The following is a 23,685-nucleotide window of genomic DNA, read 5'->3' on the forward strand; positions in this document are numbered from 1 at the left end:
TGCCGCGGCCTTTTGGTCACGGCTCCGTGGCACGTAAGATCACCGGGTCATCACCGCGACGGGAGACAGGAAGCCGGTGCGAATCCGGCACGGTCCCGCCACTGTGACCGGGGAGTGCACCCCTTCTGCATGCCACTGCGCACAGCGTGGGAAGGCGGGGGAACGTCGATCCGGGAGTCAGGACACTGGCCTGTCGCGGGCCCGTTCCGAGGAGCGCGGACTCCCCAGGAGGCTTCACGTGTACGACGGCGTGTCCCGTCCCCCACTGTTCACCCTTGCCCGCCGGCGCCCCGCCCTGCGCGTCGCGGCCGTCGCGCTGGCGGCGGCCCTGCTGACCACCGGCTGCGGTTCGGCGCAGCAGACCGCCGAGGACCCGAAGGCCGCGGCGGCGCCGGCCGAGGGTTTCCCCGTCACCGTCGACAACTGCGGTGTGAAGACGACGTACGACAAACCCCCTTCCCGAGTCGTGACCATCCATCAGCATCCGGCGGAGCTGATGCTCGCCCTGGGCCTGAAGGACCGCATGGTCGGCACCGCGTTTCCCGACTCGGCCGTGCTCCCCGAACTGGCGGAGGACTTCGAGGCGATCCCGGAACTGGCGAAGCGGGAACCGTCGTTCGAGACCGTCCTGGAGGCCGAGCCGGACCTCGTCTACGGCGGCTACGGCAGCGCCTTCGCCGAGAGCGAGGGCCGCTCCCGCAAGGCGTTCGCCGACGCGGGCATCGACACCTACCTCAATCGCGAGTACTGCGACAAGAAGCAGGTGACGATGAAGGACACCTACGACGAGATCCGTACCGTTGGAAAGATCTTCGGTGTCTCCGGCCGGGCCGACAAGCTGGTGTCCGACCTCCAGCGGCGCGTCGCCGAAGCCGCCGCGGACGTCGAGGGCGAATCCGAGGTGCCGGTCTTCGTGTACGACAGCGGCGACAAGGCCGCCTTCACCGCGGGCGGCAAGGGCCTGGGCACCGAACTGATCCGGCTGGCCGGCGGCAGGAACGTCTTCGCCGACCTCGACGACGTCTTCGGCGATGTCTCCTGGGAACAGGTCGTCGAGCGCAGGCCCGAGGTCATCGCCGTCTACGACTACGCCGGTGCCGACAGCGTCGCGCAGAAGAAGGAGTTCCTGCTCTCCCAGCCGGCCCTGGCCGACGTGCCCGCCGTCAGGAACAAGCGGTTCGTCGTGCTGCCGCTCACGGCCACGCTGGTCGGCATCAGGTCGGCGTACGCGGTCGAGGACCTGGCCCGAGGGCTGCATCCCGAGAGCTTCAGGTGACGGCTCCCGCGCCGGACCCGCTTGCCGAGCCGGCAGCCCGGCGACGGGGCGGCGAGGCGGCGGGCCGGACGACGCTCGCCGCCCCCCTGCTCGTCCTCGCCGTCCTGCTGCTGGCCTCGGCCACGGCGGGCCTGGCGATCGGTTCGGTGCAGGTGCCGCCCGGCCAGGTCTGGGGCATCGTGACGCACGCGCTGGGCGCCGACTGGTCGGAGCCGTACTGGTCCGGGGCCCGGGAGACCATCGTGCTGGATGTGCGGGCGCCACGCGTCCTGCTCGGGGCGGTGACCGGCGCCGGGCTCGCCGTGGTGGGCACCGCCATGCAGGCCCTGGTCCGCAACCCGCTCGCCGAGCCCTACCTGCTGGGCGTCTCCTCCGGCGCGTCCCTCGGCGCCGTGGTGGTGATCGTGTTCGGCGTGACCCTGCTCGGCCCGGTCTCGCTGTCGGCCGCGGCGTTCGCGGGCGCTCTGGGTGCGCTGTTGCTGGTGTACGCGACCGCCCGCACCGGCGGACGGATCACCTCGGTACGGCTGGTGCTGTCCGGTGTGGCCATCGCGGCGGTGCTCACGGCCGTGCTGGACCTGCTGCTGCTCACCACCGACCGGGGCAACGAGGCACGCGCGGTGCTCGCCTGGACCCTCGGCGGGCTCGGCGGTGTCAACTGGGGCACGCTGTGGCTGCCGAGCGCCGCCCTGGTGATCGGCATCGGTGTCCTGCTGGTGCAGGCCCGCAACCTGAACCTCCTGCTGGCCGGTGAGGAGGCCGCGACCACGATGGGCCTGGACGTGGCCCGCTTCAGGGCCCGCATGTTCGTCCTGCTCTCGCTCGTCACCGGCGTGCTCGTCGCGGCGGCGGGACCGATCGGCTTCGTCGGCCTGATGCTGCCGCACATCGTGCGTCTCTTCGTCGGCGGGGACCATCGCCGCGTCCTGCCGACGGCCGCGCTCGGCGGAGCGGTCTTCCTCGTCTGGGCCGACATCGCCGCGCGTACGATCGCCGCGCCGCTGGAGATACCCGTCGGCGTGCTCACGGCGCTGTGCGGCGGACCGTTCTTCCTGTGGCTGCTGCGCCGGGACGCCCGGCGCAGCACGGATCGAGGAGTGGCATGACCGCGGCCGAACTCGTCGTCGACGGGGTAACGCTCACCGCCGGCGCCCGCCGCTTGGTGGAGGATGTCTCCCTGACCGCCCGCGCAGGCGAGGTGATCGGGCTGGTCGGTCCCAACGGCAGCGGCAAGTCCAGCCTGTTGCGCACCATCTACCGCGTCCTGCGCCCACAGACCGGCCAGGTCCGTGTCGACGGCACCGACGCCTGGACACTGCCCGTGCGGCAGGTGGCGCGCACCGTGGCGGCGGTGGTCCAGGAATCAGGCGCCGACTTCGACCTCACGGTCCGCGAAGTCGTGGCGATGGGCCGCACCCCGCACAAGCGGCTCCTCGACGGCGACACCCCTCAGGACGCCGAGCTGATCGACTGGGCGCTCGACGCGGTGGATGCCACCGCGCTGACCGACCGTCCCTTCGACCAGCTCTCCGGCGGTGAACGCCAGCGCGTGCTCATCGCCCGCGCCCTCGCCCAGCAGCCGTCGCTCCTCGTCCTGGACGAGCCGACCAACCACCTCGACATCCGCCACCAGCTGGACGTTCTCGGCCTGTTGCGGCGGCTGCCCGCAACGGTCCTGGTCGCCCTGCACGACCTCAACCTGGCCGCGTACCACTGCGACCGTCTCTGCGTCCTGGACCACGGCAAGGTCACCGCCCTCGGCCCGCCCGCCGAGGTCCTCACGCCCCGGCTGCTCGCCGAGGTCTACGGGGTGGCGAGCGAGGTCACCGTCCATCCGCGCACGGGCGCACCCCAGGTCACCTTCCTCCCGGAGCGCCCACCCCCGACGCCCAATTCGTAATGGGGTTCATTTTCATGTAGCGTCCTGCTGGCTCACCGATCCAGGAGGAACCCATGGCCGTTCCCAAGCGGAAGATGTCCCGCAGCAACACCCGCCACCGCCGCGCCCAGTGGAAGGCGGCAGCACCGACACTCGTCCCGATCACCGTCGACGGCGTCTCGTACCTCGTGCCGCAGCGGCTGGTGAAGGCGTACGAGCGCGGACTGCTGCGCCCCGAGGGCTGATCGTTCATGCCTTCCGACCGACTGCCCGTCACCGTGCTGTCCGGATTCCTCGGCGCGGGCAAGACCACCCTCCTCAACCACGTCCTCGGCAACCGCGACGGACTGCGCGTCGCGGTCATCGTCAATGACATGAGCGAGGTCAACATCGACGCCGCCCTGGTGCGCGGCGGCGAGGCGGCCCTGTCGCGCACCGAGGAACGCCTGGTCGAGCTGACCAACGGCTGCATCTGCTGCACCCTGCGCGACGACCTGCTCGACGAGGTCGACCGGCTGGCCCGCGAGGGCCGCTTCGACTACCTGCTCATCGAGTCGTCCGGCATCTCCGAACCCATGCCGGTGGCAGCGACCTTCGCCTTCACCCGCGACGACGGCGCCACCCTCGGCGAGATCGCCGACCTGGACACCATGGTCACGGTCGTCGACGCCGCGAACTTCCTGCCCGAACTGCACAGCGGCGACGAACTCGTCGCGCGCGGCCTGGATCAGTACGAGGACGACGAACGCACCGTCAGCGACCTGCTGATGGACCAGATCGAGTTCGCCGACGTCATCGTGCTCAACAAGCTCGATCTCGTCGACGAGGAGTCAGCGGACCGGCTGCGGGCGACGCTCACCCGCCTCAATCCCGTCGCGCGCGTCGTCCCGGCCGTCCACGGCCGGGTGAGGACCGGCGACGTCCTGGGCACCGGCCTCTTCGACCTGGAACGCGCCCAGCAGGCCCCCGGCTGGGTGATGGAGCTCAACGGCGACCACGTGCCGGAGACGGAAGAGTACGGGATCTCCTCGACCGTGTTCCGCTCCGGCCTGCCGTTCCATCCCGGCCGGCTGTGGACGTTCGTGACCCGGGAACTCGACAGCGGCGCATATGGACAGGTCCTGCGGTCCAAGGGGTTCTTCACGCTGGCCAGCCGCCCGCAGGTGACGGGCCTGTGGTCGCAGGCCGGCTCGGTCGCACGCTTCGAGCCCTCCGCCGCCCGCGACACGGACAGCCCCGAGGGCCAGGAGCTGGTCTTCATCGGCACACACCTGCACGCGGACGCACTGCGCGCGGCGCTGACCGATTGCCTCATGGCCGACGGCGAACTCCTGCCGCCCCTCGACCCGTTCCCCGCCTGGGACACCTACGGCATCGACGACACCTGCGAGCACGAGCACCCCGAACCCATGGCGGGCAGCTGAAAGACCCGGGCCGGGCGGCGAACCCGACCACGCCGGTCCCCGCGGCCTACTCGCGGTCGTCCATGCCGGCCGTGAGGGCCTGATGGCTGCGGCGCACATGTTCGCGCATCACCCGTTCCGCGCCGTCGCCGTCCTTGGCCAGGATGAGGTCGAGGACGCGATGGTGTTCGTGGTCGGACTCGCTCAGGCGACCGGGCTGGGCCAGCGACGTACGCACCAGGCGGGCATAGGCCAACTGGTTCATGAGCGTGCGGTAGTGCGCCTCCAGCTTGCTGTTGTCGGCGCCGACGACGATCAACTCGTGGAACGCGTGGACCAGTTCCGCGTACCGGTCGGTGTCACCCGCCTGGACCGCCTCGTCGGCCTCGCGCATCGTGGCCTCCAGGCGGTCCACCTCCGGCACCCGGCCGCGCAGGGCCAGCAGCCGGGCCGCGGCGCCCTCCAGCAGCTCCTTCATCTGGAAGAGTTCGGTGATCTCACGCCGTGACGGCACGGCGACGAACGTGCCGACCCGGGGCCGCACCTCCACCAGGCCCTCGATCTGCAGCTGTTTGAGCGCTTCACGGATCGGGGTCCGGCTGACGCCGAAGGTCTCCGACAGTGCCATCTCGGAAAGAGCGGAGCCCGGCCGCAGCTCACCGCTGATGATCATCTGGCGCAGCTCTTCGGCCACCCGGGCCTGCATGCTCTTCTGCTGCAAGCGCTTGGGCGCGCCTGTGGGTCCTTGCATGGCACATAACGTTAGCCAGAGCGGAAAGGCCGCGTCAACCTGCCCATACTCGCGTATCTGCCATGCAAGGGTCTTGAACGGTCACGACCGCAGGACGAACGGGTCGCCGACCGGCTCCTCACTCGTGTTGACCCACACGCTCTTCAGCCGCGTGTACTCCCGGATGGCCTCCGTGCCGTGTTCGATGCCCGAGCCGCTGCTCTTGAACCCCGAGCGCGGCGACATCGGGGACATGGACCGGTAGGTGTTGGCCCACACGGTGCCCGCCTCCAGCCGTGCCGCCATCCGGTGGACACGGTTGACGTCCCGGGTCCACACGCCTGCCGCGAGACCGTACGGCGAGTCGTTGGCGATGGCCAGCGCCTCCTCCTCGGAGGCGAACGGCAGGACGGTGGCGACCGGCCCGAAGATCTCCTCCCGGCAGATGCGCATGGAGTTGTCCGTACCGGTGAAGACAGTGGGCGAGTAGAACCAGCCGCCGAGGTCACCGGTGTCGGGACGGGCACCGCCGGCCACCACCTTGCCGCCCTCGGCGACCCCCAGCTCCACGTAGGACTCGACCTTGGCCAGCTGGTCCGCGAGCGCCAGCGGGCCCAGCTCCGTCGTCGCCACCAGCGGGTCGCCGATACGGATGGTCGCGGCCCGCGCGGTCACTCGCTCCAGCACCTCGTCGTACACGTCCCGGTGGACCAGGACCCGGCTGCCCGCCACGCACGTCTGGCCCGCGGCCGCGAAGACGCCCGCGATCACGCCCATGGACGCCGAGGCGAGATCGGCGTCGGGGAAGACGATGTTCGGTGACTTTCCGCCCAGTTCGAGGGTGCAGCGGACGAGGCGGTCGGCGCAGGTGCGGGCGATACGGCGGCCCGTCTCGGTGGAGCCGGTGAAGGTCACCTTGGCCACGTCCGGGTGCTCGGTCAGCGGGGCGCCGGCCGTGGCGCCGAAGCCGGTCACCACATTGACCACGCCCGGCGGGAATCCGGCCTTCTCGAACAGCGGGGCCAGCGCCAGCAGGGAGGCCGAGGTGTGCTCGGACGGCTTGACGACCATCGTGTTGCCGGCGGCGAGCGCGGGCGCGACCTTGGTGGCGGTGAGGAGAAGGGGCGAGTTCCAGGGGGTGATGGCGCCGACCACGCCGACCGGCTCGCGCAGGGTGTAGTTGAGCAGCTCGCGGCTCATGCCGGGGACGACCTCGCCGTGGATCTTGTCGGCGAGTCCGGCGTAGTAGTGGAAGTACTCGGGCAGACCGGCCAGTTGGGCGCGCATCTCGCGCAGCAGCTTGCCGTTGTCGAGGGTCTCGGTGCGGGCCAGCTCCTCGGCGTGCTCGCCGATCAGATCCGCGAGGTTGCGCAGCAGGCGGCCGCGGCGGGTCTGGCTGAGGTCTCGCCAGCGGGCGTCCTCGAACGCCGTGCGCGCGGCGGCCACCGCGCGCTCGACATCGGCGGCCGTGCCGTCGGCGGCCGTGTACCACGCCAGGCCCGTGGTCGGGTTGACGCTCTCGAAGTAGGCGCCGGACGCGGGGGCCACCCACTCGCCGGCGATGTAGTGCTGGTGATGCGGCAGGGTGCTCATGCGGGATGACTCTCCTGTGCGATCCGTGCGGTCGGTCCGGTGTGCCGGACGATCGCTTCGGTGAGGGCTTCCGGACGCTCCAGCGGCAGCAGATGGCGTGCCCCGGGAACGACTGTCGCACGGCCCTTCGGGATGCGTGAGGCCAGTCGGCGGGACATCTCCGGTGTCGAACCCGGATCGTCGGCGCCGGTCACCGCCAGGGTGGGGGCCGTGATCCGCGGCAGCGCCGGCCACAGCGTCGCGTCTGCCGTGGCGAAGACGTCGTAGCAGGCGAGATAGGAGGCCCGGTCGTTGCTCAGCAGCCGGTGCAGGACCGCCTCGGCCAGCGCCGGATCCTGCTGTCGCCACTGGGGCGAGAACCACCTGTCGACGGCCGCGCGTGCCGAGCCGGCGAAGTCCTCGTTCGCCTTCTCCCGGCGCAGTGCCACGGCGGCCCGCTCCTGCTGCGACCGGCCGGCGACCGAGCTGACCAGGGTGAGTGAGGCCGTCATGGCCGGCCGCACGAGCGCCAGCTGCTGGGCGACGAGCGCTCCCAGGGAGAAGCCCACGACATGCGCGGGTTCCGCCAGGAGCGCCCCGACGTCGGCCGCGAGCTCCTCCAGGGTCGTGCCGGGCGCGGCGGGCGGCGAGCCGCCGTGGCCGCGCAGGTCGACCACGGTGACACGGCAGGACGCTGCCAGTGCGGGCAGACAGCGGTCCCACATCGCCCGGTCCAGTCCCACCCCGTGCAGCAGCACGAGGTGGGGGCCGCTGCCGTAGGAGGCATGGCTCAGCTGAACCGGGGTGTTGCCCGGACCGGTCATCGTTCCGTGGACAGAGGGGCCAGCCGGGCCTGCGGGCGCCCCTGGGCGGCCGCCGCGAGCCCGATCACGATCTCGTCGGCGCGGGGACCGTCCGGTACCCGGACCTCGATGGTCTGGTGGTGCGAGCGGATGGTCGCGTCGGTGATGTGCTTGAGCGGAATGTCGAAGACCGTACCGGCCGCCGCGCGCTTCTCCACGGCCGGGAGCAGCGTGGTCGCGTCGGCCGCCGTGCGGAAGTGGTCGCCGAACTTGAGGGTGTGGATGAGCGCGCTGCCGTGCTCGATCTCGCCGTCGAGACCCACGATGGCGGCCTTGCCGTACGCCTCGACCGGGGCGGCGAGCGCCTCGACCACGCGCGGCGCCAGCAGCTCTCCGAGCTTGGGCGCGACCTCGTCGATGCCGGGGAGGAGGTCCTCGACGAAGCCCTGTCCCGCCCAGGGGTTCTCGATCACGGCGAGCACCACCGCCGTACGGGCCGGCGGGTCGACCGGGCGGCCTCCCTCGGTGTGGATGTCCTCGGTGCAGGTGATGATCTTACGGACGTTCATCGGGCGTTCTCCAGGTCGGCGAGGCGGACGGCGGGGTCGGTGCGGCGGTCCCCGATCCGGGCGTTGGGACGCGGCCCGCAGGACGCGGCGGCGATCACGACGATCTCGTCGCGGCGGGGCGCATCGGGGATCCGGATCTGGACCGTCTGGTAGTGGGAGCGGGTCGCGGCGGCCGTCTTGTGCCACAGCGGCACGGTCAGTGGCTCGCCCGCGGGCAGCCGGTCGTCGCTGAACACAATGATCGACGTGCCCTCGGTGAGTTCCCGCAGGACGTTGCCGAAGTACGGGGTGTGGATCAGCGCCGCGCCGTGTTCGATCTCCCCGTCAAGGCCGACCACGGCCGCCTTTCCGAAGGCCTCGATCCGGTCGACGCCGCCCAGTGTCTCGATCACCCGGCCGGCCAGCAGCCGACCCAGTTCCGGGGCGACGGTCTCGACCTCGGGCTGCAGGTCGGCGACGAAGCCGCGCCCGGCCCACGGGTTGCGGATCACCGCCGCGGCCGTGGCCCGCCGCACCGGTGTGGCGACCGGGCGGCCGAGTTCCAGCAGGACCTCGTCGACGACGGTCACCACCTTCCGCACAAGGCCGCTCATGCGGTGAACTCCGGCATGACCTTCTCCGCGAACAGCTCCAGGCTGCGCATCGCCCTGCGGTGCGGGAGCCCGGGGTGCGTGGTCCACAACAGCAGATGTTCGAGGCCCAGTTCGTCGCGCAGTTCCGCGATCTTCTCGGCGACATACTCCGGCGTGCCGACCAGCAGGTTGCGCCCGTGCAGGAAGTCGAAGGACAGCTGGTGCGCATCGGTGAGCTGCTCGCCGGCCTCCATCATGTTGCTCAGCCCGCGCCAGTGCATGATCCAGCGGTACGTCGTCATCAGCGCCTCCTCGAACTCGGCGCGGGCCTGCTCCATGGTGTCGGCGACGTAGACGTCCCGGACCAGGCCGATGCCCTCGCCGAGCGCGTACTCGCGGCCGGACGCCGCACTCGCCGTGGCACGGTACAGCTCGAAGCGTTCCTTGAGCGCCGACACCGGCGGCAGCCAGAACATGCCCTGGACGCCGTCCGCGGCCGCGGCCTGGATCGAGCGGGGGCTGTCGATCACCTGCCACAGCGGCGGGTGCGGACGCTGCAGCGGGAACGGCGTGACCTGCATCTTCGTGATCACGCCTGCGGCGGTGTAGTCGTCCGTGGCAGGCGAGAGCGGGTGGTTCCACCGCACTCCGGGGGCGGGGAACTCGTAGAAGCGGCCCTTGTGCGAGAAGAACTCGCCGCTCCACGCCTTGCGCAGGATCTCCACGGTCTCGTCGTAGAGCGCCCGGTTCTGCTCCTGGTCGCGGGGGTCGGCGAGCGCGTTGAGGTTGAGCGCCTCCCGGCCGTACAGTCCGCGGCCGAGGCCGACCTCGACGCGGCCGCCGGAGAGCTGGTCGAGCATCGCGATGTCCTCGGCGAGCCGCAGGGGGTGCCAGAAAGTCGCGATGTTCGCGGCCTGACCGATGCGGATGCGCTCGGTGCGGGCGGCGATGTCGGCTCCCATGAGGACCGGGTTCGGCGTGATCTCGATCGCCTCATGCCCGAAATGGTGCTCCGTGTACCAGGTGGACCAGAAACCGGCGCTTTCCGCCTGAATCGCGAACTCCCTGGCCTCATCCATGACTTGGGCGTACTCGCCGAGCCGTCCGGGAGCTCCCAGGTTGTGGAAGATCGAGAACCTCATCGCTGGCCCTTTCTGTTCCGACTGTGCCATGCAAGCGAGCGTAGGAGCGTCAAATGAGGCGCGTCAAGGTTCGTTCCTGCGAAGCGACACTGACCTCTGCCTTTGATGCGGCACCACGGAATATCAGGAACCTCCTGCACGAAGTGTTGACACCACCAGACCCCCTGCCTACCGTCCTCTGCCATACAAGAGCTCGACCGATGGGATCGTTATGAGCCGCACCGTTGATCGCGCCGTCACTCCCTCAGATCGCGTATCCCGGGTCCGCGACGCCTGGCGGGCCGCCTGGGACCAGGGGCAGGTGGACGCGCTGGATGAGCTGCTGGGCCCCTCCTACATCCGCCGCCGCGGTCCCGCCGGCACCCCTTCACTGGGCCGCGAGCAGTTCAAGGACTCCATCCGCGCCGTGCGCGAGGCATTCCCGGACCTGCGCACCGAGATCGAGGAGATCGTCGAGCAGGGCGAGCGTCTGGCGATCCGCTGGCACAGCACCGGCCGGCACACCGGCGCCTTCCTCGGTGTCCCGCCCACCGGAAGGCCGGTCGAGGTCTCCGGCGCCACCTTCGCCCGCTTCGAGGGGTCCGCGGTGGCCGAGGAGTGGGTGACCTTCGACTCCCGGCAACTGCTCGAAGCGCTCGGGATCATCACCACCGCACAGGAGGCCGCCGTGGACTCGGCCCTGGTCCGCGGTGTGCACCGCAAGTTCATCACCGGAGTCACGGTGGTGACCACGGACGATGACGGCGCCCCCAGGGGCCTGGCGGTCAACGCGTTCTCGAGCATCTCGCTCGATCCGCCGATGGTGCTGGTCTGCGTCCAGCGCAGCTCCGCCACCCATCCCGCGCTGCACCGGGCGAGCCACCTCGGCATCAGCATCCTTGCGGCCGATCAGCTCGATGTGGCGAAGGCCTTCGCCGGCAAGGGCGACGACAAGTTCGCCACGGTCTCCTGGACGCCCGGCGCCTTCGGTGCCCCGCTGATCGACGGCTCCTGCGCCCAGTTGGAGGTCGAGATCGGCCAGCGGCTGGAGGCGGGCAGCCACACGGTCTTCACCGGCCGGGTGGTCTCGGCCCGCCACGACGATCTCGCCCCGCTTGTCTACAGCGGCGGGGGCTTCTTCGACATCTCGCACACGGCGCCACTGCCGTGGTGACTCCTCCTCACCGCAGATCAGTCAGGAGTACGGCATGACCCATGACTCCCTGCCACCGGTCCCCTCGGCCCCGGTCTCCCCGGCGCCGGTCTACGGCAGCGCGGTCACCAAGGTCGAGCCCTTCGGGGTCGACCACATCCCCGACAACGAGCGGCACGGCAAACCCAGTTCGCAGTTCTTCGTCTGGTTCGCCGCCGGACTGAACTTTCCCATCATCCTGCTCGGCTTCAGCGCGGCCCGGTTCGGACTGAGCTTCCCGGCCGCCGTCACCGCCATCGTCATCGGGGCGGCCCTGGGCTCCCTGCTCATGGCCGTGATGTCCCGGATGGGCGTACGACTCGGTGTGCCGCAGCAGATCCAGGCCCGTGGACCGCTCGGCTTCTACGGCAACTTCCTGCCCGTCGCCTACATCAACGTCTTCGCCGGCATCGGCTGGGCGTCCGTGACGGTCATCCTCGGCGGCAAGGCGTTCGCCGGGCTGACCCACCTGCCGTTCTGGCTGTGCGCAGGGCTGCTGACACTGGTCGAGCTGGTGGTCGCCGTCTACGGCTACAACATGATCAACTACCTCCAGAAGGTGCTGACCTACGTCCTGACGCCGCTGTTCGTGCTGATCACCGTGGTTGCGGTCGTGCGCGGCGGAAGCGTCTTCCACGCCGACGCCCACGCACCGGGATACATCGGCTCCACCGGCGGCCTGGTCACCCTCGGCGGCTGGTTCCTTTCCTTCCTCGTGGCCTGGGCGCCCTTCGCCTCGGACTACTCCCGCTATCTCCCGGACACCCCGGAGGTGGTCAGGCGCACCGCCTGGTACACCGGCCTGGGCAACTTCGTCACCATCTGCTGGCTCGGCATCCTGGGCGTGGTCGTCGGCGGCAGCGCGACCAGCTCCGACTCGATCACCGCCCTGCACCAGATCGCCGGCCCGTTCGCCGTTCCCGCCCTGCTCGCGGTCGGCCTCTCGGCACTGGCACAGAACTTCCTCAACGTCTACGGCGGTGCCATCTCCGTCCAGACCCTGAAGGTACCGGTCACCCGCGCCCAGGCCGTCACGGGCATCTGTGTGCTGGCGTACGCCCTCAGCCTGTGGGGCGAGTCCGGGACCGAGGCCAAGTTCAAGGTCTTCCTCAATCTCACCGCGTACTTCATCGCCCCCTTCGCCGCGGTGCTGCTCCTCGACTACTACCTGGGCGGCCGTTCCGACGCGCGCCGCATCCCCGAACTCTACGACCGCTCCCGCGTGTTGGGCTGGGGCTTCGTCGCGTGGACGGGCGGTGTCGCGGCGTCCGTGCCGTTCTGGCAGTCCGACCTGTACACCGGGCCGTTCGCGGCGGCCCACCCGGGCGCCGGTGACCTCAGCATGTTCGTGGCGGCCGGCGCGGGCGCGGTCCTCTACCTGCTGACCTACCGGCTCACATCGCTCTGGGTGAAGGACACCGCCGGGCCACACCACTCCTCAGCCGAACCCGATCCCTCCAGGGCGGTGGCCTCACACACGCACTGACGAGCCGTCACCTCGCATGCGGCGCCCGCGCATTCGGGCGCCGCATGTCGGGCTGCCGAGGACGAGGACCGGAGCTTGCGCTCAAGCGGGGAACGCGCGGGCCGTCCAACTCGGGCTCAGGCTGATGTGCTTGATGGTGCGGCGGTGGTGGGTGTACGCGATGTGCAGCGCACCGTCCGGGGTCTGGGCCAGGGTCGGATAGGACAGCTCGCGGTTGAGGCCGTCGCGGGAGTTGTTGGTGAGGCAGTGGCCGTCGCCGGTCTCCAGGTCGTGGCGCAGCGGCCAGGTGTGCCCGCCGTCGGTGGAGACGGCGAGGCTGAGCGGGGCCCGCGGGGCGCCCCAGAAGGCGTCGCCCGAAGGCGCCGCGGCCGGTCCCTCGCTCCCGCCCTCGTTCAGGTCCCCGTCGTCGATGTCGTCGTAGAGCGAGACACGACGCTCGACGGCGTCCGCCGCACTGCTGTGGTTGTACGTGAGCGCCAGCCGCCCGTCGGCCAGTACGGCGTACTGGACCGAGGAGTTGTTGTTCGGCAGCTCCGTCGGCTCGGGCACGGTCCAGGTCTCACCGCCGTCGTACGACGTGCTGCGGTGCACGGCGTCGGCGCGCCGGCTGCGGAAGAGGGCGAGCAGGGAACCGTCCGGCAGCCGGCGGATGTTCATGTGGACGAGTCCGGTGGAGCCCGGCACCGGCCGCTCGTGCCAGGTCCGCCCGCCGTCGTCGCTGATCAGCACGGCGCTGGTGTCACGGTCACCGGTCCAGGGCGTTCCCGGCGGGGTGGTGCAGTGGAAGACGGGCAGCAGCAGCCGTCCGCTCCCGGGGAGTTCGACGACGGGCTGGCGGACGAAGACGCCGCCCTCGAAGAGGGTGCGCGGGGGTCCCCAGGTCGCGCCGTCGTCGTTGCTGACGCGCAGCCGGACCTCGGCGGTCTCCTGCCGGCCGCCGAGCTGGGCGGTGTGCAGCAGCCACAGCTCACCGGACGGGGCAGCGAAGAGGAGCGGGTTCTGTTCGGAGCGCGTGGGGTCGTCGGAGAGCCGCACCGGGGTGGACCAGGTGTCCGCTCCCGGGGCCAGCCGGGAGAACCACACCGAGATGTCGGCGACGCCTTCCAGCGTGCCGGCGAACCATACGCAGCCGAGGTCGCCGCCGGGCAGCACGGCGAGGTTGGCGGCGTGGTTCTGCACGGCGGGCGCGGCCAGGTGGGCTTCGGCGCGGCCGGGCCGGCCGGGGGCGGGGCGCAGGACGCCGTCGGCGGCGCCGGAATCGGCGGGGCGGGGCCGCGACACGTCGGTTCCGGGCTCCGCACCGCCGTGCCGCTCCCCCGCCGGGGCGGAACGGGAAGCGCCCGCGCGATCCGGGTCCGGCGCCGGGCTGCCGGAGTCCGCCCGCTGTGCGCCGGTCCTCATCGGCTGCTCTCCGTCGCACGTGCCGCGGCCAGATGTGCTGCCGCCGCCTGCTGCAGATGGACCAGGTCGCTGGAGACGGTCGCGAAGGTGAAGCCCTCGGCGAGCCGCCTGGCGGCGCTCGCGCCGTCCGCGTTGTGGATGCCCGCCGCGATGCCCGCCGCTGCCGCCGTCTCCCGCACCGTCACCAGCGCGGCCTCGAACTGCGGGGTCACCGCCGAATCCGTGGAGGTGGCGCCGCCGATCGCGATGCGCAGGTCGGAAGGGCCGATGTAGACGCCGTCGAGGCCCTCGGTGGCGCAGATCTCGGCGACGTTGGCGAGCCCTTCCGCGGTCTCGATCATCGCGAGGACCACGGTCTGCTCATGGACCTCGGCCGGGTCGGGGCCGATCCGCAGCCCGGAGCGCATCGGCCCGTACGAGCGGCGGCCCAGCGGCGGGTAGCGTACGGCGGCGACCGCGTCGGCCGCGTCCTGGGCGGTGTCGACGAGCGGGACGATCACTCCGGCCGCGCCCGCGTCGAGGGCCTTGCCGATCGGTGAGGGGTCGTTGGCCTCGACGCGCACCAGGCCGACCGCCGTCGACCCCTTGGTGTCGATCGCGGTGAGGGAGGCGAGGACACCCGAGTACTCGATGAGGCCGTGCTGCGCGTCGAGGGCGACGTAGTCGTAGCCGAGACGGGCGATCCGTTCGGTGGAGACCGGTGAGTCGAGGACGGACCAGTAGCCGACGAGCTGTTCGCGGGCGCGCAGCGCGGCGGCGAAGGCGGCGGGCGTACCGGGTGCGGCGGTCATGGGAGAGGGCTCCTTCCGGACGGGGTCAGGGGCGTGGTCGCGGGTCCTGGGCAGGGAGTCCGGGACGGGTTCGGGGGACGGGGTCAGCGATTGTAGGCGGGCATCGGACCGCGCAGTCGCGCGCCGACCTCGTCACAGGCCGCGGTCACGTCGGCAGGCAGCGGACCGGCCTGGGCGGCGGCGATGTTGGCGAGCAGATGTGCGGTCCGGGAACCGCCGAGCAGCAGTGCGTCCGTGGAGGGCCGGTCCAGGAGCCAGCGCAGCGCGAGTTCGGTGAGCGGGATGCCCGCGCCGTCGGCGACGCCTGCGAGTTGCTCGACGGCCGTGAACAGCCGCTCGTCCCAGTACCGCTGCCGGTACATGGCGGCCAGCCGCGAGTCGCCGAACCGGCCGTGCCCGGGGGTCTCACCGAAGTGGTGACGTCCTGTCAGCAGGCCGCCGCCGAGCGGGTTGTAGACCATGGTGCGCAGTCCGCTGACGGCGGCGTACTCCGCGTACTCCTCCTCCATGCGGCGGGCGAGGAGGTTGTGCAGCTGCTGGGCGACAACAGGGCGCGGAGCGCCCATGTCGTCGGCGGTGCGGACGAGTTCGGAGATCTGCCAGGCTGCGTAGTTGGAGACGCCGAGTGCGCGGATCTTCCCCTCGGCGGCGAACTCGGCGACGGCGCCGAGGGTTTCGGCGAGCGGGGTCGAGCGGTCGGGCTGGTGGAGGTAGAAGAGGTCGACGTGGTCGGTGCCGAGCCGCTTGAGGCTGCCTTCCAGGGCGGCGCGCAGTCCGGCGGCGGACAGCGGGGCGTGCTCTCCCTGGTCGGGGTGGGGGATGCCGGCCTTGGTGGCCAGCACGATCCGGTCGCGGCGGCCCGGCAGCAGTTCGCCGAGCAGGCGTTCGCTCTCGCCGCCCGCGTAGCCGTTGGCGGTGTCGACACCGGTAAGACCCGCGTCCAGGGCCGCGTCGAGCATGGCCGCGGCGCCCTCGCGGTCGACGGTGTCGCCGAACGTCATGGTGCCGAGGACCAGTCGGGAGAGCGGCACGGGGATGTTCGGCAGGTCGATGCCGGTGGTCACGAGGGGATTCCTTCTGTTGCGGAGGCGACGGCGGACAGGGCAGCGGCCACGGGGGTGACCAGCCGGCGGGGTTTCACGCCCTGGATGACGGTGGGGTCGAGGGCGGCGCGGCGCAGGGCACGTGTGTAGGGCTCGGCGGGTGAGGCGAGGACGGCGGCGGTCCTGCCGGTCTCGACGACGCGCCCGGCCCGCATGACCACCACGTCGGTGCTGATCTCGCGTACGACGCCCAGGTTGTGCGCGATGACGAGGTAGGCGATCCCGGTCTCGGCCTGCAACTCCTTCAGCAGGGTGAGAACTTGCGCCTGTACAGAGACGTCGAGGGCGCTGGTCGCCTCGTCGCAGACCAGGACATCGGGGCGGGAGGCGAGCGCGCGGGCGATGCCGATGCGCTGTCGCTGGCCGCCGGAGAAGTCGGCGGGGCGGCGGTCGAGAGCGGAGGACGGCAGGCCGACCTGGTCGATCAGCTCGGCGGCGCGGCGCGCCCGTTCGGCCCGGTCGGACACCCCGGCCAGGCGCAGCGGTTCGGCGACGATCTGCTGCGCGGTGAGATGCGGGTCGAGGGAGCCGTACGGGTCCTGGAAGACCATCTGCACCCGGCGCCGCAGCGGACGCAGCCTCCGCTCGGGCAGGCTCGCGATGTCGGTGCCGTCCAGGACGATGCGGCCCGCCTGCGGTTTCAGCAGCCGTACCAGCGCGCGTGCCAGGGTCGACTTGCCGCAGCCGGACTCCCCGACGACGGCGAGGCAGCCGCCGCGCGCCAGCCGGAGGCTCACCCGGTCGACGGCGCGGAACGGCCCGTCCGCGGTGGGGTACTCGACCACCAGGTCCTCGACGGACAGCAGCGGGTGTCCGGTGGCCGGGGGCGGCCCGTCCGGGGCGGGAGACGTCCGGCCGTCGGCCGGGCGCGGGTGGTCGGTCATGAGGCTGCTCCCTGTCTGACGGGTTCGCCCTCGTCCCAGGCGCCCAACCGGGGGACGGCGGAGAGGAGTTCACGGGTGTACGGTGCGGCGGGCCGCGCGACGATCTGTTCGGCCGGGCCGGACTCCACGAACCGGCCGTCCTTCATGACGTGGATGCGGTCGGAGACGAGCCGCGCGACCCCCAGGTCATGGGTGATCATCAGCATGCCGATGCCGGTGCGTTCCTGGAGCTCCATGAGCAGGTCGAGGATGCTCGCCTGGACGGTGGCGTCGAGCGCGGAGGTCGGCTCGTCGGCGACCAGGAGTTCGGGTTCGCCGGCCAGGGCGATGGCGATGAGGATGCGCTGGAGCATGCCGCCGGAGAACTGGTGCGGATAGGCCTTCCAGCGGGTCTCCGGCTTGGTGATGTGCACTTGGGCGAGGAGTTCCACTCCCCTGGCGCGGGCCTGGGTCCGGGACAGCTCCGGGTGGCGCAGCCGGAGCGCGTCGCCGAGTTGACGGCCGATGGTGTGCACCGGACTGAGCGCGGTCATGGGGTCCTGCGGGATGAGGGAGACCGTCCGGCCGCGTACGGCGTGGGCGACGCCCGGGTCGGCGACGACGTCCCGCCCGGCGATGCGGACGCTGCCCGACAGCACGGCGAGCCCGTCCGGCAGCAGGCGCAGGACGCCCATGGCGGTGGTGGACTTGCCGGAGCCCGACTCCCCGATGAGGGTGACGGTCTCGCCGCGGTGGACGGTGAAGCTCACCCCGTCGACGGCGCGTACGACGCCGCGCGCGGTGATGAGTTCGACCTGCAGATCGGTGACGTCGAGCAGCGGTGTGGTGTGCTCGGTCATGGTTCAGGCTCCCTTCCGGCGGCGGGTGCGGTCCCGCAGTGCGTCGCCCAGCAGGTTGACCCCGACCACCAGCAGGGCGATGACCAGGCCGGGCAGGGTGACCAGCCACCAGGAGGTGGTGAGGTATGCCTGGCCGTCGGAGATGATCCGCCCCCAGGTCGCGAACGGCCGCTGCGGTCCGGCGCCGAGGAAACTCAGCGCGCTCTCCAGCAGTACGGCCTGTGCCAGCAGGAGCAGGACGACCAGGCTGGCCGGGCGGACCACGTTGGGGATGACGTGGCGCACGAGCACCGTCCAGCCGCGCAGTCCGAGGACGCGGGCGGCGGCGACGTACGGTTTCTCCCGTTCGACCAGCACGAGGGAGCGGGTCAGCCGGGCCACCTCCGGCCACTGGGCGACCGCTATCACGCAGGTGATGACGGTGACGGAGGGCCCGAACAGGGCGACCACGAGGAGCAGCATCATCAGCAGCGGCAGCGCCAGCTGGGCTTCCAGGAAGCGGGAGACGAGCGTGTCGATCCAGCCGCCGAAGAACCCGGCCGCCGACCCGGCGGCGATGCCGATGATTCCGGAGACGAGGACGGCGAGGATGCCGACGGACAGCGACACCTGGCCGCCGTGCAGGACGCGGGAGAGCAGGTCGCGGCCGAGCTGGTCGGTGCCGAAGAGGTGGCCCTCGCTCAGTGGTGGCAGCCGGCGGCGGGACAGGTCCTGCTCGTTGGCGCCGGGCAGTGGCAGCAGTCCCGCGAGGGCCACCGGAAGCACGACGAGTGCCGTGCACACGGCACCGGCCCACAGTTTGACGCGGGCGCTGCGCTGCTGCCGGGTCGCGGTGGCGCGGGCCAGGTCACGGGCGGTGACGGCGCTGGGCCGCTCGGCAGGGACGACCGTGGTGGTCATGGCTCAGGCCGCCTTTCCGAGACGCACCCGCGGGTCGAGCAGCGGGTAGGCGAGGTCGACGAGGAGTTGGACGAGGATGGCGAGGGTCGCGGTGACCAGGACGGTGGCCTGGATGAGCGGGTAGTCGCGGGTGGCGAGGGCGCGGACGACGAGGGAGCCGACGCCGGGCCAGCCGAAGACGACCTCGACCACCACGACGCCGTTGAGGAGGGCGGCGAAGCGGGTGCCGAGGGCGGTGAGCAGCGGCACGGCCGAGTTCCGCAGGCCGTAGCGCCAGGCCAGGGCCCGTTCGGCGACGCCGCGGGAGCGGGCCACCGTGGTGTACGGGGCGGCGAGTGCGGTGGTCATCTCACGGCGCACCAGCCGGGAGACGAGGGCGAGTTGGAGCACCGCCACGGTGACGGTGGGCAGGACAAGGCCGCTCCAGGAGGTGAACCCGGAGGCGGGCAGCACCGGCAGCAGCACGGCGAACACGGTCAGCAGCATCACGCCGGTCCAGAAGTCGGGCATCGACTGGCCTGCGATGGTCAGCACGTTGGCGCCCAGTTCCCGCTTGGTGTCGGCCCGGCGGGCCATCCAGACACCAAGCGGCACGGCGACCAGCGCCGTCACGGCGATGGCCGAGACCGCGAGGGTGATCGTGTACGGCATCCGGGACATCACCACGTCGAAGGCGGGCGAGTGGAAGGAGTAGCTGGTGCCGAGGTTGCCGGTGAACAGGTCGCGCAGGAAGATCCCGTACTGGTTGACCAGCGGTTCGTCGAGGCCGAACTTGGCGCGGACGGCATCGAGATCGGCGCTGGTCGCGGTGGGCCCGGCGTAGGCGGCGGCCGGGTCGCCGGGGGCGAGTCGGACCAGCAGGAAGACGGTGGTCAGGGTGAGGAAGACGGTCAGCAGGCTCTGGCCGATGCGGCGGGCGAGATAGGTCAGCACGGCTCAGCCCTCCAGCCGTACGGCGGACAGGTCGTAGGAGTTGATGGTCAGCAGCCGCAGGTCGTGGACGCGGTCGCGGCGGGCGAGCAGGGTCTTGGGGGCGAAGGCCCACAGGCTGGGCCAGGTGTCCCAGATGTCCCGCTGCACGGCGGCCAGTTGCTCGTTCCGCCGGGTGGTGTCGACCTCCATGGCGGCGGCCGACAGCGCGCGTTCGACGCGGGGAACGATGTATCCCATGAAGGCGTCGCCGGTGCGGTCCTTCTCGGCCGTTCCGCCGTACATGCCCTGGAGCACGGTGAGGGCCTGTCCGGTGGGGCTGCCGTAGCCGTTGCCGATGACGTCCCAGTCACCGGCGCGGCCCTGACGCCATTTCAGGATGTCGCCGCCCGGCTCGAACTGCTGGAGCGAGGCGCGTACACCGACGGCCTGGAGCATGTCGATGACGGCTTCCATGACGGAGGTGTCGGCGGCGAACTCCCCCGACTCCCAGATGATTTTGATCCGCAGGTCGGATGCGCCGAGCGAGGCGAGGAGCGCCTTCGCCTTGCGTGGGTCGTAGGTGTACTCGCCGGCCAGCACCGCGCCTTCGAGGGCGAGCGGAACGACTCCCCCGGCCTCCTCGGCCGAGTCGGTGAGGACGTCCCGGATCAGCGCCTCACCGTCGATCGCGTAGGTGAGGGCCTCCCGTACCCGGGCGTCGGCGAGCGGATGCCCCTTGGGCTTGCGGAAGTTGTAGAAGAGCTGGCACATGCGTACGCCCGAGGTCTCCGCCACGGTGACGCCGGGCAGGCCGGTGAGCTGGTCGGCGGAGTCGGGGGTGAGGGTGTCGACGACGTCGATCTCGCCGCTGCGCAGGGCGATGACGCGGCTGGACTCCTCGGGCACGAACCGCACCCGGACGGTGTCGACGCGCGGGCGCGTTCCCCAGTACCTCGTATTACGGCCCAGGGTGTACTCGCCGGCCCCACTGTTTGCCTTCACCACCTGGTACGGGCCCGAGCCGAGGCCGCTCTGCAGTTCCTCGGGGCGGTTGGCGGCGGCCGGGGTGATGTGGATGTTCGCCATCAGCCGGTCGAGGACGGGCACCGGGTGCTGGGTGCGCAGCCGGAAGGTGCGCTCGCCGGTCGGCTCGACCGTGGGCAGCTCCGGGAAGAGGCCGAGCAGGAAGGAGCCGGTGACCTGGCCGTACATGCGCAGGGCCGTGGCGACGTCCTCGACGGTGACCGGGCTGCCGTCCGAGTAGCAGACGCCGTCGCGCAGCCGCACCGACCAGGCGGTGGGCTCGGTCATCTCGAAGCGGTCGGCGAGGACGAGTTCCGGCCGCATCCGGGGACCGATGCGGGTGAGGGCCTGGCGTACCGCCCGCTGCACGGTGACGGCCGCGTCGAACTGGTTGAGCTTGTTGTCCAGGCTGACCAGGGAGCGGTTCAGACCGAGGGTGAGGGTTCCGGGGCCGGGGGCTCCGGTGGGTCCCGCGCAGGCGGCCAGCGGGCCGAGGGCGATGCCCGCTCCGCCGAGGGCGCCCCAGCGCAGCAGGGTGCGGCGGCTGAGGGGCCCCCGCGGGGGGCTCTCGGAGGGTGCGCTGTGGGGAGTTGGGGTCATCGTCGACCTTCTCGCGTTCCGGGTGGCGACCGGCTCTGGCTGTTCTCGCCCGGACCGGTTGACGGTGGTCCGGCTGTCGTACCGCTCCGGTCGGGGAACCGGCCCGGTGGTGACGAACAGGTGTCGCGCCGGAAAAGGTGGCACGGTTGCGTAATTCGCGCAAGAGGTCTCGCGCAGATCGCGCAAGCCATGTCATCATCGGTGCCCGAGGCCGCCCGTCCGGGCCGGCCCGAGGAGGTATCCGTGTCCCTCACCAGCCGCAGCGGCCGGACCATGAGCCGCAGCAGCCCGGCACACCGTGTGCTCGCCCTCGCGGACGATCTGTCCGGCGCCGCCGAGACCGCGATGGCACTGCGCCTGACCGGCCGGATCCTGCTGCGCCCCGGCGCCGCGGCGGCACCCGCCCCGGGTGAGGCCGCGGTGCTCGACCTGGACACCCGGCAGCTGCCTGCGGACGCGGCGGCGCGGGCCGTACGGGCCGCGGTGTCCCCGTCCGACGGCTGTGTGCTGTTCAAGAAGATCGACTCGCTGCTGCGGGGCAACCTGGCCGCCGAGACCGCCGCGTACGCGGCCGGCGCCGAGGGCGTGGTGATCGCGCCGGCGCTTCCGGTCGCCGGGCGCACCGTGCGGGACGGCGTGGTCCGCCTGCGCGAAGTGCCGCTGCACACGACGGACGCCTGGCGGGCGGAGTCCCGGGCCGCACCGCGGTCCGTCGCCGCCGCGCTGGGGGACGTACCGACGGCGTCGGTGCCCCTCGACGTCGTACGCGGTGCGCTGTCCGAGCGGCTGCGTGAGCTGATCGCGCGCGGCCTGCACCCGGTGTGCGACGCCGAGACGGACGCGGACCTCGACGCGATAGCCGGAGCCACGCTGGAACTGGGGCCGCGGGTCCGCATGTTGGGCACCGGCGGACTCGCGGCGGCACTCGGGCGCAGGCTCCTCACCGGCAGCGCCCGGCTGCTCGACCGCGACGGGCCTGCACCGGCCCCCGGCCCCCTGTCGTCAACAGGCCCCGACGGTACGGGGCTCAGACCGCTGCTGGTCGTCGTCGGCACCGCCGAATCCGGAGCGGCTGCGCAGATCGCGCAACTCGTGGCCGCGGGCGCACGCCATGTCGCCCTGCCCGCAGCGGAATTGGCGCGGTTCCCGAGTCACGGCCTGTCTCCGGCAGACCGGGCCACGGGCCTTCCGGCGAGCCTCGCACCGGGCTCCGTCACCGTCGTGAGCATCGCCGACGAGGGCACCGTCGCCCCCGTCTCGGGCCGCCCTTTGGTCGCCGGGCTCGCCCGGGCGGTCGCCGAGGTCGCACGTGACAGCGATCTCGTGCTCACCGGAGGTGAGACCGCCCGTCGCGTCCTCGACGCGCTGGGCGTCACTCTCCTCACCCCCGTCGGACAGATCCATCACGGCGCCGTGCACTCCCGCACCTCCGACTGCCAGAGCGTCGTCACCCGGCCCGGCAGCTTCGGCGAGGCCGACTCCCTGCTGCGCATCGCCCGCGCGTTGCGCCCCTCCCTCCGCACCGCTCCCACCGTCCACCCCCCTAGGAGAAACCCCGTGAACGCAGCACCCGCCGCCGCCTCCCTCGCCGAGCAGACCGGCACCACCCACCGTGCGCTCCCGGTCATCGCGGTGACCATGGGCGACGGCGCAGGCATCGGACCCGAGGTCGTCGTCCCGGCGCTGCTCCACCCCGACACCCTGCGCGACTGCCGGCCCGTGGTCGTCGGCGACGCCGCACGCCTGCGCGAGGCGGCCCGCATCCTGGGCGTCGAGTGCACGGTCGTGCCCGTCGAGCACCCGGCGCAGGCCGAGTTCACGCCCGGCCGCATCAACGTCATCGACCTCGGCCTGATCCCGGCCGACCTGCCCTGGGGCAAGCTGTCCGCCGCGGCGGGCGACGCCGCGTACCACTACATACGCGTCGCCGCCGACCTGGCGCTGCGCGGCGAGGTGCAGGGCATCTGCACGGCGCCGCTCAACAAGGAGGCCCTGCACGCGGCGGGTCATGTCTACCCCGGTCACACCGAACTCCTCGCCCACTTCACGGGCGTCGAGGAGGTGTCGATGATGCTGTCCACACCCAAGGTGAAGGTCATCCACGTGACCACGCACATCGGGCTCATCGACGCCGTGCAGCGCATCGAGCCCGGGCTCGTCGAGCGCACCGTGCGCCGCGGCCATGAGGCGATGGTGCGGGCCGGCGTCGCCCACCCGGTCATCGGTGTGTGCGGCATCAACCCGCACGCGGGTGAGAACGGCCTGTTCGGCCACGGCGAGGAGGAGACCAAGATCGTCCCGGCTCTCGAAGTACTGCGCGCCGACGGCATCGACGCCCGCGGCCCGCTCCCCGCCGACACCGCGTTCTTCCTCGCCTCGCGCGGCGACTACGACCTGATCGTGGCGATGTATCACGACCAGGGGCACGGCCCGGTGAAGGTCCTCGGCATCGAGGCCGGGGTCAATCTCACCGTCGGACTGCCGGTGATCCGCACGTCCGTGGACCACGGCACCGCCTTCGACATCGCGGGGACCGGGCGGGCCGAGGCCGGTAGCATGGTCGAGGCCCTGCGCCAGGCCGCCGAGATGTCGACCGCTCCGGCCGCCCGTTGACCACAGGCCGTTCACA

General features: G+C 71.7%; 22 protein-coding genes and 1 riboswitch. Of the genes, 8 read left to right on the plus strand and 14 right to left on the minus strand.

Annotated features, from left to right (window positions below):
- The first annotated feature begins 29 nt into the window (after positions 1 to 29).
- Positions 30 to 208, plus strand: a riboswitch (cobalamin riboswitch).
- Between the two features lie 30 nt (positions 209 to 238).
- Genes CTZ28_RS29115 through CTZ28_RS29135 form a run of 5 tightly spaced genes read left to right on the plus strand, consistent with a single transcriptional unit; the run spans position 239 to position 4,579 of the window.
- Positions 239 to 1,276 (plus strand): ABC transporter substrate-binding protein, encoded by a 1,038-nt coding sequence (locus tag CTZ28_RS29115; protein WP_121892696.1) that lies wholly within the window; start codon positions 239 to 241, stop codon positions 1,274 to 1,276.
- The gene (locus tag CTZ28_RS29120) at positions 1,273 to 2,382 is read left to right on the plus strand and encodes a FecCD family ABC transporter permease (RefSeq protein WP_259471858.1); all 1,110 of its coding nucleotides are present in this window, start codon (positions 1,273 to 1,275) and stop codon (positions 2,380 to 2,382) included. Before CTZ28_RS29115 ends, CTZ28_RS29120 begins: the two co-directional genes overlap by 4 nt.
- Positions 2,379 to 3,176, plus strand: coding sequence for an ABC transporter ATP-binding protein (locus tag CTZ28_RS29125; RefSeq protein ID WP_121892697.1), 798 nt, complete (start codon positions 2,379 to 2,381; stop codon positions 3,174 to 3,176). Before CTZ28_RS29120 ends, CTZ28_RS29125 begins: the two co-directional genes overlap by 4 nt.
- 53 nt (positions 3,177 to 3,229) lie before the next feature.
- Positions 3,230 to 3,400 carry a 50S ribosomal protein L32 gene (rpmF, locus tag CTZ28_RS29130; protein ID WP_121892698.1) on the plus strand — a complete coding sequence of 57 codons (171 nt, stop codon included), beginning with the start codon at positions 3,230 to 3,232 and terminating at the stop codon, positions 3,398 to 3,400.
- 6 nt (positions 3,401 to 3,406) lie between these two features.
- Complete coding sequence (locus CTZ28_RS29135) at positions 3,407 to 4,579, plus strand: GTP-binding protein (protein ID WP_121892699.1); 1,173 nt, start codon at positions 3,407 to 3,409, stop codon at positions 4,577 to 4,579.
- A 46-nt stretch (positions 4,580 to 4,625) separates the two neighbouring features.
- On the opposite strand, the gene CTZ28_RS29140 is transcribed toward CTZ28_RS29135, so the two are convergent.
- The 6 genes from CTZ28_RS29140 to CTZ28_RS29165 form a co-directional block, all read right to left on the minus strand.
- Positions 4,626 to 5,309, minus strand: a complete 684-nt coding sequence (locus tag CTZ28_RS29140; protein WP_121892700.1) for a GntR family transcriptional regulator — start codon at positions 5,307 to 5,309, stop codon at positions 4,626 to 4,628.
- A gap of 81 nt (positions 5,310 to 5,390) precedes the next feature.
- Positions 5,391 to 6,881 (minus strand): aldehyde dehydrogenase, encoded by a 1,491-nt coding sequence (locus CTZ28_RS29145; RefSeq protein WP_121892701.1) that lies wholly within the window; start codon positions 6,879 to 6,881, stop codon positions 5,391 to 5,393.
- The gene (locus tag CTZ28_RS29150; RefSeq protein ID WP_121892702.1) at positions 6,878 to 7,684 is read right to left on the minus strand and encodes an alpha/beta fold hydrolase; all 807 of its coding nucleotides are present in this window, start codon (positions 7,682 to 7,684) and stop codon (positions 6,878 to 6,880) included. Before CTZ28_RS29150 ends, CTZ28_RS29145 begins: the two co-directional genes overlap by 4 nt.
- Positions 7,681 to 8,232 (minus strand): amino acid synthesis family protein, encoded by a 552-nt coding sequence (locus tag CTZ28_RS29155; RefSeq protein WP_121892703.1) that lies wholly within the window; start codon positions 8,230 to 8,232, stop codon positions 7,681 to 7,683. The genes CTZ28_RS29150 and CTZ28_RS29155 overlap by 4 nt, the downstream gene beginning before the upstream one ends.
- Positions 8,229 to 8,825, minus strand: a complete 597-nt coding sequence (locus tag CTZ28_RS29160) for an amino acid synthesis family protein (protein ID WP_121892704.1) — start codon at positions 8,823 to 8,825, stop codon at positions 8,229 to 8,231. Before CTZ28_RS29160 ends, CTZ28_RS29155 begins: the two co-directional genes overlap by 4 nt.
- Entirely contained in the window at positions 8,822 to 9,946 is a 1,125-nt protein-coding gene (locus CTZ28_RS29165) for an LLM class flavin-dependent oxidoreductase (RefSeq protein ID WP_121892705.1), read from the minus strand. Before CTZ28_RS29165 ends, CTZ28_RS29160 begins: the two co-directional genes overlap by 4 nt.
- A gap of 211 nt (positions 9,947 to 10,157) precedes the next feature.
- On the opposite strand from CTZ28_RS29165, the gene CTZ28_RS29170 reads away from it, so the two are divergent.
- The gene (locus CTZ28_RS29170; RefSeq protein ID WP_121892706.1) at positions 10,158 to 11,099 is read left to right on the plus strand and encodes a flavin reductase; all 942 of its coding nucleotides are present in this window, start codon (positions 10,158 to 10,160) and stop codon (positions 11,097 to 11,099) included.
- Between the two features lie 34 nt (positions 11,100 to 11,133).
- Positions 11,134 to 12,603: a purine-cytosine permease family protein gene (locus CTZ28_RS29175; RefSeq protein ID WP_121892707.1), complete on the plus strand. Its 1,470-nt coding sequence runs from the start codon at positions 11,134 to 11,136 to the stop codon at positions 12,601 to 12,603.
- Between the two features lie 81 nt (positions 12,604 to 12,684).
- Here the strand turns inward: CTZ28_RS29175 and CTZ28_RS29180 are convergent, their stop codons facing one another.
- The 8 genes from CTZ28_RS29180 to CTZ28_RS29215 form a co-directional block, all read right to left on the minus strand.
- A complete protein-coding gene (locus CTZ28_RS29180; protein WP_121892708.1) occupies positions 12,685 to 14,004 on the minus strand; it encodes a sialidase family protein in 1,320 nt (439 codons plus the stop codon).
- Complete coding sequence (locus CTZ28_RS29185) at positions 14,001 to 14,795, minus strand: HpcH/HpaI aldolase family protein (RefSeq protein WP_121892709.1); 795 nt, start codon at positions 14,793 to 14,795, stop codon at positions 14,001 to 14,003. Before CTZ28_RS29185 ends, CTZ28_RS29180 begins: the two co-directional genes overlap by 4 nt.
- A gap of 83 nt (positions 14,796 to 14,878) precedes the next feature.
- Complete coding sequence (locus CTZ28_RS29190; RefSeq protein WP_121892710.1) at positions 14,879 to 15,859, minus strand: aldo/keto reductase; 981 nt, start codon at positions 15,857 to 15,859, stop codon at positions 14,879 to 14,881.
- The gene (locus CTZ28_RS29195) at positions 15,856 to 16,782 is read right to left on the minus strand and encodes an ATP-binding cassette domain-containing protein (protein ID WP_121892711.1); all 927 of its coding nucleotides are present in this window, start codon (positions 16,780 to 16,782) and stop codon (positions 15,856 to 15,858) included. The genes CTZ28_RS29190 and CTZ28_RS29195 overlap by 4 nt, the downstream gene beginning before the upstream one ends.
- A complete protein-coding gene (locus CTZ28_RS29200; RefSeq protein WP_121892712.1) occupies positions 16,779 to 17,621 on the minus strand; it encodes an ABC transporter ATP-binding protein in 843 nt (280 codons plus the stop codon). Before CTZ28_RS29200 ends, CTZ28_RS29195 begins: the two co-directional genes overlap by 4 nt.
- Positions 17,622 to 17,624: 3 nt before the next feature.
- The gene (locus CTZ28_RS29205) at positions 17,625 to 18,521 is read right to left on the minus strand and encodes an ABC transporter permease (RefSeq protein ID WP_121892713.1); all 897 of its coding nucleotides are present in this window, start codon (positions 18,519 to 18,521) and stop codon (positions 17,625 to 17,627) included.
- Between the two features lie 3 nt (positions 18,522 to 18,524).
- The gene (locus CTZ28_RS29210) at positions 18,525 to 19,454 is read right to left on the minus strand and encodes an ABC transporter permease (protein WP_121892714.1); all 930 of its coding nucleotides are present in this window, start codon (positions 19,452 to 19,454) and stop codon (positions 18,525 to 18,527) included.
- A gap of 3 nt (positions 19,455 to 19,457) precedes the next feature.
- Positions 19,458 to 21,056, minus strand: coding sequence for an ABC transporter substrate-binding protein (locus tag CTZ28_RS29215; protein ID WP_121892715.1), 1,599 nt, complete (start codon positions 21,054 to 21,056; stop codon positions 19,458 to 19,460).
- 243 nt (positions 21,057 to 21,299) lie between these two features.
- On the opposite strand from CTZ28_RS29215, the gene pdxA reads away from it, so the two are divergent.
- Positions 21,300 to 23,669, plus strand: a complete 2,370-nt coding sequence (gene pdxA / locus CTZ28_RS48720) for a 4-hydroxythreonine-4-phosphate dehydrogenase PdxA (protein ID WP_259471861.1) — start codon at positions 21,300 to 21,302, stop codon at positions 23,667 to 23,669.
- The last annotated feature ends 16 nt before the right edge of the window (positions 23,670 to 23,685 follow it).

Origin of the sequence: Streptomyces shenzhenensis (assembly GCF_003688995.1) — a bacterium.
In the GTDB taxonomy this organism is placed as follows: Bacteria; Actinomycetota; Actinomycetes; order Streptomycetales; family Streptomycetaceae; genus Streptomyces; species Streptomyces shenzhenensis_A.